This window comes from Shinella fusca, from assembly GCF_014203155.1.
In the GTDB taxonomy this organism is placed as follows: domain Bacteria; phylum Pseudomonadota; class Alphaproteobacteria; order Rhizobiales; family Rhizobiaceae; genus Shinella; species Shinella fusca.
In genome coordinates this window covers 89,711-103,342 of the sequence record NZ_JACHIK010000010.1, presented here as the reverse complement: position 1 = coordinate 103,342, position 13,632 = coordinate 89,711, and the positions used below count along the sequence as shown (strand labels likewise).

The window sequence follows — 13,632 nt, the reverse complement described above, 5'->3', positions numbered from 1 at the left end:
TACCGGATCCGGCACGGCCCCTCCAAGTCTTATACTTACCAGGACTTGCTGAGCTTGAAGGTGATCGTGCGCGCCTCGCCGTAGCCGCAGACGTTCACGCCCTGGCACCCGCTGACATAGTCCTTGTCGAAGAGGTTCGCGACGTTGAGGGACGCCGTCCAGTCGTTCTTCTTGTAGCGGACCGCCGCATCGACGAGCGCCGCATCGGAGACCTTGAGCGTGTTCGCCTCGTCCGCCCAGGATTCGCCCTGGTAGCGGACACCAGCGCCGACGCTGAGCCCGTCGAGCGCATCCGTGGTGAAGGCATAGTCGAGCCAGAGCGAGGCGGTGACCGCCGGCACGATATAGGGCGAGTTTCCGACGAGGGACGGATTGAGCGGGTTCTTGCTGATCTCGATGTCCGTATAGGAGAAGGAGGCAAGGGCGCGCCAGTTCTCGTTCAGATTGACCTTGCCCTCGATCTCGAAGCCGCGCGACCGGACCTCGCCCAACTGGCGCGAGATCGTCGAGGGAGCGGGCTCGCTGACGGTGAAATTCCTCTTGTCGATCTGGAAGAGCGAGGCGGTGATCATGCCGTCGACGAAGCCGGGCTCGTACTTGACGCCCAGTTCGTACTGCTCGCCCTCCTCCGGCTCGGCCAGCCCCGTGGCGGTCGTGGCGATGAGCGGGCTGAAGAAGGTCGCGACGCTCGCATAGGGCGTGACGCCGTTGTCGAATTCGTAGGCGATGCCGGCGCGGCCGCTCCAGGCATTCTCGCTATAGCCGTAGCTGTTGGCAACGGGGTTGAACGCCGAGACGCCGTTGTCGCTGTCCGTCTTCACGACATCGTAGCGGCCGTTCAGGGTGACGAGCCAGCCATCGCCGAAACGCACCTGATCCTGCGCGTAGAGGCCGATCTGGCTCAGGCTGACGACCTGGTCGGTCGACAGCACGCCGGTGCCCAGCGGCAGGCCATGGACCGGGTCCGTGGCGCTGATCGGCGGGGTGGTGCCGCAGCAATACTGCTCGGTGTCGAGGCGATAGTAGCGGTAGTCGAGGCCGGCCATGAAGCTGTGGCTCGTCGGGCCCAGATCGAACCCGGTCTCGACGCGGTTGTCGATCGTGAAGCTGTCGGCAACCGACTTGTGCTCGAAGCGGGACCGCGCCAGCTCGTAGTCGGGGCCGGTCGGAGCGCCGCCCACCCATCCGCCGAGGAACAGGCTGTCCTCGTGCTTGCGCAGGTGGCCGTACCGGACGTCCTGGGAGAATTTCCAGCCGTTGTCGAACGTGTGCTCGAACTCATAGCCGAGCATGTTCTGCACATAATCGCCGTCGTCTATGCCCGGCTCGCTGTAGAAGGCCTTGCGATCGATCCTGCCGAATGGCGCGTCGACCTCCGTGCCCACATAGGGGAAGAAGCCGTTGCCGACATGCACCTGGTCGAGCGCGCCGGCATAGCCCCAGACGGTAAGGCTGGTGGACGCGTCCGGCGTGATCGTCAATTGCGGCATGAGGAAGCCGCGCAGGTCTTCCGAATAGTCGGAATAGTTGTCGCCGCCCGAGATCTTGCCGGTCAGGCGGTATTTCACGGTGCCGTCCGCGTTCACCGCATCGGACATGTCAAAGCCGAGGAAGGCGTTGCCGTTCGAGTTGATGCCCGTTTCGGCATAGCGGAGCGGATCGTCGGTCGGCCGCTTGCGCACCATGTCGATCAGGCCGCCGGGCGTCGCGCCGCCGTAGAGAACGGAGGACGGGCCCTTCAGCACGTCCACGCGCTCCAGCATGAACGGATCGATCTGGGTGCCGCCGAAGCCGTAGGTGAAGAGGCTGAGGCCATCCAGATAGACCCCGGTCTGTGCCACGTCGAAGCCGCGGATATAGAACCAGTCGGTATCCGGGTCGCTGCCGAACGGCTGCGTCGCGACGCCCGGCGTATAGCGCAGGATCTCGTCGACCTTGTTGGTGATGCCGCGATCCTGGAACTCCTGCTGGCCGACGACGGAGACCGCCTGCGGGATATCGCTGATCGCCGTGTCGCTCTTCGAGCCCGCCGAAGACGCCTTGGCGACATAGCCCTTGACCGGCGCGACGGCAGAGCCCGCCTTGCCGGCCGCCCCCTCGACCACGACGGCCTGAAGCTGCGTCTCCTGCGCCAGCGCGGGCATGGCCGCGCCAAGCACGGCGGCGGCCGTGCTCGCCTTCAACAGACCCCTCATCATCCCCGGAACTTTCGTCTTCATGAAACAACCCCACCGATGCCGCAGCCCCTGCATGCGGCGTAAATAAGATGAGCAATTAACTCATCTTTAGCGGGGCGGATTGAACGCATTTGCGGTTCTTGAACGGATTTGGGCAATTTTGACCGCTTTGCGGCTACTTCTGCGCCTTGCGCCAATGGGCGGGCGGAAGGCCGGTGACCTGGCGGAAGATGCGGGTGAAATGCGCCTGGTCGGAAAAGCCCGTCTCCGCCGCGATGTCGCTCAGCGCATTGCCCTCCGACAGCAGCATCTGTTGCGCCCTGCGGATGCGCATCTTCATCTGCCACTGGTGCGGTGCCGCGCCGGTCGATGCCTTGAAGGCCCGGCTGAAATGCGATTGCGACAGGCCCGTCAGCACCGCGAGCTCTTCGAGGCGGATGCCGCGCAGGCAATTGGCCTCGATGAAATCCAGCGCCCGCCGCAATTGCCATGCGGCAAGGGCGTTGCGCCGGCGCGGCGCGGACCGGCCGAGCTTCATCGCGTCGATGATCAGCGCCATCGCCAGCCCGTCGCCGTAGAGATCGTGCAGCGGCTGCGGATTGGCGCATTCGGCGGCGATGAGCTCACCGAGTGCGACGATCCCGGGATCGTTGAAGAGCAGGTGCGGATCGTCCAGCTTCTTCGGGTCGAGGTCCTCGCCGAGGCGCCTGAGGATCACCTGCGTATCGAAATGAAGGTCCAGATGGCGCATGGAGCGCACGCCGATCACGTCGACCCACAGGTCCATGCCGGCCGGCACGAAGGAGATCGGCCGCTGCCCGGTATCATGCGGCGTGGCGGCGCCGTCTGCGGTCATCTTCAGGAGCGGACGCCCCTCGCCTTCCGCCTCGAGCAGGATGAACAGCCGCGGATCGGCGGCGATATAATAGCCGCCGGCGCTCGGCGCGCATTCCACCTCGGTAAGGTCGGCGGTGATGCCGTTCCACCGGCGGCTATGGATGTTGCCGACGACCTTGAAGCCGCTGATCCGGTTGTTCATTCGGGGCTGGAATGTCAACGCGCACCCCATAAGTGGAGTATAAACTGAAACTTTCATGCGCGAAGGCGGCGCCGCTGTCAATCGGGCACCTGCCCCGCGGCGCGACAAAAGCCGCGGGCTCAGGCTTTCGCCGCCCGGGCCGCCAGATGCGTGCGCGCCAGCAGGGGCGCGAGCCAGTCGACGAAGACGCGTACCTTGTTGCTGAGGTGCCGGTTCGGCGGATAGACGACATAGAGGGGGACGGGAACGGTGCGCCAGTCCGGCAGCACGGGAACGAGCTGGCCTCCGGCGAGCGCATCGTGCGCCATGAAGCACGGCATCGGCGCGACGCCGAGCCCGGCAAGCGCGGCGGCAAGGTAGCTGCGCGCGTCGTTGACCGAGACGATGTAGCGGCCGTTGACCTCGACCGTCTCGCCCGCCCGCTCGAACTCGAAGGGGATGACCCGGTTGGTCTGCGCGAGGAAATAGTTCACGCAATGATGCGCCGCCTCCAGCTCCGAAGGGTGCCCCGGCGCGCCGAAGGTTTCGAGATAGCGCGGCGCGGCGCAGGCGATCATGTCCATCTCCCCGACACGGCGGGCGATCAGCGACACGTTGCCCGGCGAGCCGGCGCGCAACGCGCAGTCCACGTTCTCGGCAAGATAGTCCACCGTCCGGTCGCCGACGCCGAGGTCGATATGGATATCGGGATAGCGCTCATGGAAATCGTTGAGCTCGGGGATGACGATAAGGTCGGCGAAGGCGCCCGACATCTCCACGCGCAGGCGCCCGCTCGGGCTGGTGCGCGAGTGGGTGAGGCTGCCGTCCAGCTCGTCGAGCTCGCTGACGATCTGGTTCGCCCTTTCGTAGTAGAGTGCCCCGTCGGTCGTCACCATGACGCGGCGCGTGGTGCGGTTGAGGAGCTTGGTCTGGAGATGGGTCTCGAGATTCTGGATGAGGTTGCTGACCGTCGCCTTGGGCATGCCGAGCGCGGCGGAAGCCCGCGTGAAATTGCCCGTCTCCACCACGCGGAGGAAGGCGCGCATCGCAGAAAGCTGATCCATGGAACATTCCCGCCCTGAAAGATATGATTGTTCGAAATATTGGACAGTGAAATCGGTTTTACCATACTTATCCGAGGCAAAATGACGAACGATATAAATGGTGAGGGCCCCGCGTATTTCCAGACGGGCCGCAGGACAAAATCGATGCCCGTAGAGATCAAGGACATGACATTCGACACGGTGGCCCCCGGCCCCGTGCCGGTGCGCGTCTACCAGGGCGCCGAGTGCGCCAGGGGCGCGCCCGTCCTGCTCTATTTCCACGGCGGCGCCTTCAGGGAAACCGGGCTTTCGCATTGCCCGCTTGCCGAATGCATCGCCGGCACCGGCGCCATCGTCGCCGTGCCGGACTACAACGCGGCGGGCAGCGTCTTCCCCGCCCCGCTCGAGGTCGGCTTCTCCATCTTCTCCCATCTCGCCAAGAAGCGCGCGGGCCTCGGCGACCGCAAGTCGCCTCTCCTCGTCGGCGGCGAGGAGACCGGCGGCAACATCGCGGCCGGCGTCGCGCTCAAGGCGCGCGACCACTTCGCCGACGAGCTGGACGGCCAGGTGCTGCTCTCGCCGCTGCTCGACCCGTTCATGGCGACGCAATCCTTCGGCAGGGCCGATAGCGGCATGCGCGAGCGCTGGTCGGACGGCTGGAGCCATTATCTCAGCGCCGGCGTCTGCCACCCCTATGCCGCGCCCTCGCTCTGCTCGCGCCTTGCGGGCCTCGCCCCGGCGCTGGTCCTTTCCTCGGCGGACGATCCGCTGCTCGACGAGACGCTCGGCTATGCCGCCCGCCTCACGCAAGCGGGCGTCACGGTTCGCCAGCATGTCCTTCCCGCGGGAACAGGCTGGCCGGGAATTTACGGCGGGACACTCAACGGGGCCGAACCCTGGGCGGACATCCTCCCCGACCAGTTCTGCGGCTTCATTCAAAATATTAGCGTTCACTGATTTTATATGAAAACAACGCATAGCGTGGCCTGAGGCCACAAGGAGAAAACAATGATGTCGAAGCGCAAGCGCTGGGCCCTCACGGGCGCCGGCTTGGGACTGGCCGTGTCCGTTTCTGCCGCAGCCCTGATGCTGCACCTGCCGGGCACGGCCGCGAAGGCCGAGGCCGTCGCAGTTGCCGAAGTGCCCGCCGTGCCGGTGACGGTCTCCGTGGTCGAGAACCGCGACGTCGTGACATGGCAGGAATTTTCCGGCCGGCTGGAGGCGATCGACCGCGTGCAGGTCCGCTCGCGCGTTGCCGGCGCCATCCAGTCGGTCGACTTTCGCGAAGGCGCGCTCGTGAAGGCGGGCGATCTTCTCTTCACCATCGATCCCGAACCCTACAGGACGGCGGTGACGCAGGCCGAAGGCCAGCTCGCCTCCGCCGAGGCGCGGGTGAAGCTGGCGAAGGTCCAGCTCGGGCGCGGCGAGCGCCTCGCCCAGAGCAACAGCATCTCGCAGAGCGACATCGACCAGCGCCAGAACGCACTGGCCGAGGCCAACGCGGCGCTCAAGACCGCGCAGGCGGCCCTGCACGCCGCCCAGCTCGAGCTCGACTACACCAATGTCCGCGCGCCCGTTTCCGGCCGCGCCGGCAAGGTGGAGATCACCGTGGGCAATCTCGTCGCGGCGGGGTCCGCCTCGCCGGCGCTGACGACGCTCGTCTCCGTCGACCCGATCTATGCGGGCTTCAACGTCAGCGAGGAGACGGTCGCCGCGGCGCTCGCCGCCCTGCCCGCCACCGACGGCGCGCTGCGGCCCATCGAGCAGATCCCGGTCGAGGTCGGCACGCTCGCCGACGAGGGCACGCCGATCCGCGGCAGGCTCCAGCTCATCGGCAACGAGGTGGATGCGGCCAGCGGCACCGTCGCCGTGCGCGCCGTCTTCGACAATCCCGGCGGCAGGCTGATCCCCGGCCAGTTCGTGCGCATCCGCATGGGCGAGCCGCGCGCCGAAAGCAAGATTCTCGTCAGCGAGAAGGCGGTCGGCACCGACCAGGACAAGAAGTTCGTCTTCGTCGTCGACAAGGACAACAAGGTGGCCTACCGGCCCGTCGTGCTCGGCAGCCTGTCGGACGGCGAGCGCGTGGTCGAAAGCGGCCTTGCGGCCGGCGACAAGGTCGTCGTCAACGGCCTGCAGCGCATCCGCCCCGGCGCCGTCGTCGACCCGCAGGTGCAGGAAAACGTCGCCTCCGTGAAGTAACGCAGGCCGGCGGGGCGCAACGTGCGCCCTGCCTTCAACCACAGAAATCCCATGCCTGCCGGCGGAGCCTTGCCCGCCGGACGGGTCCGTTCGTCCCTGGAGAGGGGTTCATGACATGAATATTTCCCGTTTCTTCGTGGATCGCCCGGTCTTTGCCGGGGTGCTGTCGATCCTCATCGTGGTGGCAGGCCTGATCGGCATGCGCGCCCTGCCGATTTCCGAATATCCGGAGGTCGTGCCGCCATCCATCGTGGTGCGCGCCGTCTATCCCGGCGCAAACCCCGTCGTCATTTCCGAAACCGTCGCCACGCCGCTGGAAGAGCAGATCAACGGCGTGGAGGACATGCTCTACATGAACAGCCAGGCGACGTCCGACGGCGTCCTGACGCTGACCGTCACCTTCAAGCTCGGCACGGACGCGGACAAGGCGCAGCAGCTCGTGCAGAACCGCGTGGCGCAGGCCGAGCCGCGGCTGCCGGCGGAGGTGCGCGCGCTCGGCGTCACCACCGTCAAGAGCTCGCCCGACTTCATCATGGTGGTCAACCTCGTCTCGACGACGGACCGCTACGACGTCACGTACCTGCGCAACTACGCGACGCTGAACATCAAGGACCGCCTCGCCCGCATCGAGGGCGTCGGGCAGGTGCAGGTGTTCGGGGCGGGCGACTATGCGATGCGCGTGTGGATCGACCCGCAGAAGGCGGCCGAGCATGCGCTTGCGGCAAGCGACATCACCAATGCGATCCGCGAGCAGAACGTGCAGGCCGCCGCCGGCATCATCGGCGCCTCGCCAACGCCGTCCGACGTGAACCTCCAGCTCAACGTCAACGCGCAGGGCCGTCTTCGTACGCCGGAGGAATTCGGCAACATCATCGTCAAGGCCGGCCCCGAAGGGCAGATCACACGCCTCAGGGACGTCGCCCGCATCGAGATGGGCGCAGCCGACTATACGCTGCGCTCGCTCCTCGACGGCCAGCCGGCCGTCGCCATAGCCGTGCTCCAGGCGCCCGGCTCCAACGCCATCGAGATCGCCGACAACGTGCGCGCGACCATGGACCAGCTCCAGCTTTCCATGCCGGACGGCGTGAAATACGAGATCGTCTACGACACGACGGAGTTCGTCCGCGCCTCCATCGACAAGGTCGTCGATACGCTCCTGGAGGCCGTGGCGCTCGTCGTGCTCGTCGTCATCCTGTTCCTGCAGACCTGGCGCGCCTCGATCATCCCGCTGCTCGCCGTCCCCGTCTCCATCATCGGCACCTTCGCGGTGATGTATGCCTTCGGCTTCTCGGTGAACGCGCTGACGCTGTTCGGCCTCGTGCTTGCCATCGGCATCGTGGTGGACGACGCGATCGTCGTCGTCGAGAACGTCGAGCGCAACATCGAGAACGGCCTTTCCCCGCGCGAGGCGACCTATCGGGCGATGCGCGAGGTCTCGGGGCCGATCGTCGCCATCGCGCTCGTGCTCGTCGCCGTCTTCGTGCCGCTCGCCTTCATCAGCGGCCTGTCGGGCCAGTTCTACCGGCAGTTCGCGCTGACCATCGCCATCTCGACGGTGATCTCGGCGGTCAACTCGCTGACCCTCTCGCCGGCGCTGGCGGCCCTTCTCCTGAAGGACCACCACGCCCCGAAGGACTGGCTGACCCGCGCCATGGACCGCCTGTTCGGCTGGTTCTTCCGCGGCTTCAACCGGGTCTTCGGCGCGGCCTCGAACGGCTACGGGCGCAGCGTCGGCGGGCTCGTCTCGCGAAAGTCGCTCGTCATGGCGCTCTATCTGGTGCTGGTCGGGGCGACCTATACGGTGTTCAACGCCGTGCCCGGCGGCTTCGTGCCGGCGCAGGACAAGCAGTACCTCATCGGCTTTGCCCAGCTTCCGGACGGCGCCACGCTGGACCGCACGGAAGAGGTGATCAAGAAGATGAGCGAGATCGCGCTGGAACAGCCGGGCGTCTCCCACGCCATCGCCTTCCCGGGCCTGTCGATCAACGGCTTCACCATCGGCTCCAATTCGGGCATCGTCTTCGCCACGCTGGACGATTTCGACAAGCGCACGACGCCGGAGCTTTCCGGCGGGGCGATCGCCATGCAGCTCAACCAGAAATTCGCCGGCATCCAGGACGCGTTCATCGCCATCTTCCCGCCGCCGCCGGTCAACGGCCTCGGCTCGACGGGCGGCTTCAAGCTGCAGATCGAGGACCGCGCCGGCCTTGGCTACAAGGCGCTCGACGAGGCGACGAAGGCCTTCCTTGCGAAAGCCTACCAGACGCCGGAGCTGGCGGGCCTGTTCTCCAGCTTCCAGATCAACGTGCCGCAGCTCTATGCCGACCTCGACCGGGCCAAGGCCCAGCAGCTCGGCGTCAAGGTGACGGACGTGTTCGAGACGCTGCAGATCTATCTGGGTTCGCTCTACGTCAACGACTTCAACGCCTTCGGGCGGACCTACAGCGTGCGCGTGCAGGCCGATTCCGCCTTCCGTGCGGAGCCGGAGGATATCGGCCACCTCAAGGTGCGCTCGCAGTCCGGCGAGATGATCCCGCTTGCCGCCCTCCTGAAGGTGGACGCCACGACCGGGCCGGAGCGCACCACGCGCTATAACGGCTTCCTTTCCGCCGACATCAACGGCGGGCCGGCGCCGGGCTTCTCCTCCGGCCAGGCGCAGGAGGCCATCGAGAAGATCGCCGCGGAAACCCTGCCGGCGGGCATCGACTTCGAATGGACGGACCTCACCTACCAGCAGATCCTCGCCGGCAATTCGAGCATCGTCGTCTTCCCGCTCGCACTGCTGCTGGTCTACCTCGTGCTCGCCGCGCAGTATGAGAGCCTGACGCTGCCGATCGCCATCATCATGATCGTGCCGATGGGCGTGCTCGCGGCGCTGGCGGGGGTCTGGTACACGGGCGGAGACAACAACATCTTCACCCAGATCGGCCTCGTGGTGCTGGTGGGTCTATCGGCGAAGAACGCCATCCTCATCGTCGAGTTCGCGCGCGAGCTGGAATTCGAGGGAAGGACGCCCGTGAAGGCCGCGATCGAGGCGAGCCGTCTTCGCCTGCGGCCGATCCTCATGACCTCCATGGCCTTCATCATGGGTGTCGTGCCGCTGGTGCTGTCAACCGGCGCGGGGGCCGAGATGCGCGCCGCCATGGGCCTTGCCGTCTTTTGCGGCATGATCGGCGTCACCTTCTTCGGCATCTTCATGACGCCGGTGTTCTACGTCCTCCTGCGCCGGCTGGCGGGCAACCGTCCGCTCGTCCAGCACGGCCGCTCGACGATGGCGGGCGAGCCGGACGCCCTGCCGGCACCGCAGCACTGACGAAAAAGGATGACCGGGGGCGATGCCCCCGGCCACGTTGTCTGCTGCCTGTTACTGGAACAGTTGCAGGGTATTCAGAAGGGTCTGGAAGACGCCCCAGACCAGCGGGATGCCGACGAAGCCCCAGGCGAGGACGAGCTGCAGGGTCGTGGTTGTGGTGCGATTGGTGTTTTCCATGACCGCCTCCTATGCCTTGGCCGCTGCATCGGCGGCGCCCAATGCAGGAGTTTCGTTCTTCATGTGGAAGCGGGCGTCGACCGCCTTGACGAGGAAGTTGCAGATGAAGCCCAGCACGAACAGGCCCGCCATGATGTACATGGTGGTCCCGTAGGCCTGCGCCTTGGGCACGTCGTGGGTGACGTTGTACTGGCGGATGTAGTTCACCAGCACCGGCCCGAAGATGCCCGCCGCCGACCAGGCCGTCAGCAGAAGGCCGTGGATGGCGCCGACATAGCGGGTGCCGAACATGTCGCGCAGGTAGGCCGGCACCGTGGCAAAGCCCCCGCCATACATCGAGATGATGATGCAGAAGCACAGGACGAAGCCCGCGACGGAACCGATCGCGCCGGTATAGGGCACGAGGCAGTAGAGGATGAAGCCCAGCGTCATGAACACGAAATAGGTGTTCCTGCGGCCGAGATAGTCCGACGTCGTCGCCCAGGCGAAGCGCCCGCCCATGTTGAAGAGGCTCATCAGGCCGACGAGGCCGGCGGCGGCGATGGGGGTGATCTGGCCGGGGAACATTTCCTGGCTCATGGCCGAGGCCTGGCCGAGCACGCCGATGCCGGCCGTGGTGTTGACGCACAGCACCACCCAGATCAGCCAGAACTGCGGCGTCTTCAGCGCGTCGTAGACGTAGACGTCGTTCTTGCTGATGAGCTTGTTTTCCCTCGGGGCGACATAGCCTTCCGGCTTCCAGTCGGCCGCGGGAACCCTGACGATGATCGAGCCCACCATCATGAAGACGAAATAGACGATGCCGAGGACGACGAACGTCTCCATGACGCCGATATGGGTCTCGGTGTTGAACCTGTTCATCAGCCAGACCGAAAGGGGCGAGGCGATGAAAGCGCCGCCGCCGAAGCCCATGATGGCCATGCCGGTCGCCATGCCCGGGCGGTCGGGGAACCACTTCATCAGGGTCGAGACCGGCGAGATGTAGCCGATGCCGAGCGCGATGCCGCCGAGCACGCCGTAGCCGAGATAGATCAGCCACAGGTTATGGATGGAAACGCCGAAGGCCGAGATGAGGAAGCCGCCGGCCCAGCAGCAGGCCGCGGTGAACATCGCCCGGCGCGGACCGCCCTCCTCGACCCAGCGGCCGAACAGCGCCGACGAGACGCCGAGGAAGAAGATGGCGAGCGAGAAGATCCATCCCAGCTCGGTCAGCTTCCAGTCGTCGGGCGCAGATTCAGAAATGCCGATGAGCTTGGTCATCGGCAGGTTGAAAACGCTGAAGGCATAGGCTTGGCCGATGCACAGATGGACGCACAATGCCGCCGGCGGCACCATCCAGCGGCTGAAGCCGGGCTTGGCCACCGTGCGCTCGCGGCTGAACCAGCCGCCGCCCCCTGATCCTGTCTCCATGGGTTGTCTCCTCCTTGAAAAAAATCCCTTAAAAACGTCTTCGAACGACACCGGGCACCCCTCCGTACCCGGATCCCGCGAGAAACCAGCGCTCCTCTTGGGATTCGGCAATTCTTTCATGCTCGTTCGGCACGTCAAGCGGGCGAGCCTGCGCACAACCCCTTTGCACACGGGATATGTCGGAAAACGATACGTCTTTCACGCGAAAGCGGCCGCCGGAAAGCCGGACGGCCGCTCGCAGGAAGGAAAAACCGTGGCGAATCGCGCTCAGGGCGCCTTGAAGACCCCGGTATCCAGGAAGGTCTCGATGGTGTTGCTCCACGGCGCGATGTCGATGCCGTTGCGCTCCAGCCATTCGGGATTGAAATAGGTGCCGGAATAGCGGTCGCCGCTATCGCAGATCAGCGTGACGAGCGAGCCCTCGCGGCCCTCCCTCATCATGCTGTCGGCGATGGAGAGGAGCCCGAAGAAGTTCGTGCCCGTCGAGGCGCCCACCCGGCGGAACAGGCGGTCGGAGAGGACGTGCGCGGCGGCGATGGAGGCCGCGTCCGGCACCTTGATCATGTGGTCGATGACCGTGGGAATGAAGGAGGGCTCGACGCGCGGCCGGCCGACGCCTTCGATCCGCGAGGGCGCCGTGCAGGTCGTTTCCGCGTCCCCGCTCTTCCAGGCGTCGTAGAAGACCGAATGCTCGACGTCGGTGACGCAGAGCCGGGTCGCAAGGTTGCGGTAGCGGATATAGCGGCCGATGGTCGCCGAGGTGCCGCCGGTACCCGCGCCCATGATCACCCAGGCCGGCACCGGATGGGCTTCCCGCTCCATCTGGCCGAAGATGCTCTCGGCGATGTTGTTGTTGCCGCGCCAGTCGGTGGCGCGCTCGGCATTGGTGAACTGGTCGAGATAGTGGCCGTTCGTCTCGGCGGCGATGCGCGCGGCCGTCTCGTAGACTTCGCCCGGCGCGTCGACGAAGGCGCAGCGCCCGCCGAAGCGCTCGATGACGTCGATCTTCGCGCGGCTGGTGCTGCGCGGCATGACGGCGATGAAAGGCAGGCCGAGAAGGTTCGCGAAATAGGCTTCCGAGACGGCGGTCGAGCCGGAAGAGGCCTCGATCAGCGTGGTGCCCTTGCAGATCCGCCCGTTGCAGATGCCGTAGAGGAAGAGGGAGCGCGCCAGCCGGTGCTTCAGGCTGCCGGTCGGGTGCGTGCTCTCGTCCTTCAGGTAGATCGAAATGCCCTTCAGCCCCTTGAAGACCGGATTGACGAGGTGCGTGTCGGCCGAACGGCGGGCGTCGCCCTCCAGGATGCCTATGGCGTGCCGCGCCCAGGCGCGGTCCGCACAATCGAGCGAGGAGACCGGCTCCGGCTCAAACGAGGTCGAAAGCGTCGTATTGTCGGGATGGGAGGCCATCGTTCGGGTCCGTTCTGGTCAGCTATCGTAAAGTCCGCGGGCGCCGGGCGCCTCTCCCGCAATAGCAGGTTCGCACCGCCGGCGCATTGCCGCGATGAGGAAAATTCGCGCGTTCAGGCCGGGTCGGGCTGCGCTACGGGATAGACGACGGATTTATCCGGCCGGACGACGGCCCCCGGCGTCAGGCGGGCGGGTTCGAGCCGGCCCTTGTCCATGATGTGGATCACGGTTTCGCCGTGCGCGATCAGGTTGTCGGCGATGAGGCGGCGGTGGCACCGCCACCAGACGGCCTCCGAGCACATGACCGCGCAGCGTCGCTTGCGGCCTTCCCCGATCAGGTGGGCGAGCCCTGCATGGAATTCTTCCGTCAGCGCGTAGTCGGCGTAGTTGTGGAAGCTCCGGTTCTCCCACAATCCGTTGACGTCGGAGGGCTCAGCCGGCCGTCTGCCGCGAAGGCCGCCGAGCGCGGCGATATGCTCGTAGGATATCTGGTACGGCTCCAGCGCAAGCGGCAGGCTGTCGCGGTTGAACTGCGGATTGGCCCGCGACATCGGCATCTTCCGCACGTCGACCACGCGCTCGACCCGCGGCTCCTGCAGCAGCTCGACGAACGTGTCGATGCTCCGGTTGGAGTGGCCGATCGTGAAGAACGGAAGCGTCACGCCTCTCCCCTATATGTGCCGGAGGGCGCTGCCTTTGTGAGCCGCGACATGGTCGGTCTTGTCGCTCTTGATCTCATATTGCGGGTCTTCCTTGGAGGCGCGGTGCGTGTGGCCCTTGTAGTCGAAATCGCGGGTGTGGACCTCGACGATCGTTCCCGAGACCTGCCCCGCCTCGGAATTCCAGCCCACATGATCGCCCACCTTGAATGTCTTTGCCATCCCGGTT

11 protein-coding genes are annotated in these 13,632 nt (G+C 65.9%); 3 read left to right on the top strand and 8 right to left on the bottom strand.

The annotated features are described in order from the left end of the window. Window positions 1-35: 35 nt before the first annotated feature. The 3 genes from HNQ66_RS15265 to HNQ66_RS15255 form a co-directional block, all read right to left on the bottom strand. On the bottom strand, window positions 36-2,219 hold the full coding sequence (locus HNQ66_RS15265; protein ID WP_184145024.1) for a TonB-dependent siderophore receptor: 2,184 nt from the start codon (window positions 2,217-2,219) through the stop codon (window positions 36-38). Between the two features lie 133 nt (window positions 2,220-2,352). Beyond that, window positions 2,353-3,216 (bottom strand): helix-turn-helix domain-containing protein, encoded by an 864-nt coding sequence (locus HNQ66_RS15260; RefSeq protein WP_246434320.1) that lies wholly within the window; start codon window positions 3,214-3,216, stop codon window positions 2,353-2,355. 119 nt (window positions 3,217-3,335) lie between these two features. Further along, window positions 3,336-4,259 carry a LysR family transcriptional regulator gene (locus HNQ66_RS15255; protein WP_184145022.1) on the bottom strand — a complete coding sequence of 308 codons (924 nt, stop codon included), beginning with the start codon at window positions 4,257-4,259 and terminating at the stop codon, window positions 3,336-3,338. Window positions 4,260-4,403: 144 nt separating this feature from the next. On the opposite strand from HNQ66_RS15255, the gene HNQ66_RS15250 reads away from it, so the two are divergent. The 3 genes from HNQ66_RS15250 (at window position 4,404) to HNQ66_RS15240 (ending at window position 9,750) form a co-directional block, all read left to right on the top strand. Next, window positions 4,404-5,195, top strand: coding sequence for an alpha/beta hydrolase fold domain-containing protein (locus tag HNQ66_RS15250; RefSeq protein ID WP_184145021.1), 792 nt, complete (start codon window positions 4,404-4,406; stop codon window positions 5,193-5,195). A gap of 51 nt (window positions 5,196-5,246) precedes the next feature. After that, on the top strand, window positions 5,247-6,437 hold the full coding sequence (locus tag HNQ66_RS15245; protein ID WP_184145020.1) for an efflux RND transporter periplasmic adaptor subunit: 1,191 nt from the start codon (window positions 5,247-5,249) through the stop codon (window positions 6,435-6,437). A gap of 115 nt (window positions 6,438-6,552) precedes the next feature. After that, complete coding sequence (locus tag HNQ66_RS15240; RefSeq protein ID WP_184145019.1) at window positions 6,553-9,750, top strand: efflux RND transporter permease subunit; 3,198 nt, start codon at window positions 6,553-6,555, stop codon at window positions 9,748-9,750. Between the two features lie 51 nt (window positions 9,751-9,801). On the opposite strand, the gene HNQ66_RS23720 is transcribed toward HNQ66_RS15240, so the two are convergent. The 5 genes from HNQ66_RS23720 to HNQ66_RS15220 form a co-directional block, all read right to left on the bottom strand. Next, entirely contained in the window at window positions 9,802-9,927 is a 126-nt protein-coding gene (locus HNQ66_RS23720) for an MFS transporter small subunit (protein ID WP_281396987.1), read from the bottom strand. Window positions 9,928-9,936: 9 nt separating this feature from the next. After that, window positions 9,937-11,337 (bottom strand): L-lactate MFS transporter, encoded by a 1,401-nt coding sequence (locus HNQ66_RS15235; protein ID WP_184145018.1) that lies wholly within the window; start codon window positions 11,335-11,337, stop codon window positions 9,937-9,939. A gap of 267 nt (window positions 11,338-11,604) precedes the next feature. Then, window positions 11,605-12,744: a PLP-dependent cysteine synthase family protein gene (locus HNQ66_RS15230; protein WP_184145017.1), complete on the bottom strand. Its 1,140-nt coding sequence runs from the start codon at window positions 12,742-12,744 to the stop codon at window positions 11,605-11,607. Window positions 12,745-12,857: 113 nt separating this feature from the next. Continuing rightward, window positions 12,858-13,406: a DUF488 family protein gene (locus HNQ66_RS15225; protein WP_184145016.1), complete on the bottom strand. Its 549-nt coding sequence runs from the start codon at window positions 13,404-13,406 to the stop codon at window positions 12,858-12,860. Between the two features lie 9 nt (window positions 13,407-13,415). Beyond that, a complete protein-coding gene (locus HNQ66_RS15220) occupies window positions 13,416-13,625 on the bottom strand; it encodes a hypervirulence associated TUDOR domain-containing protein (RefSeq protein ID WP_184145015.1) in 210 nt (69 codons plus the stop codon). Between the last annotated feature and the right edge of the window lie 7 nt (window positions 13,626-13,632).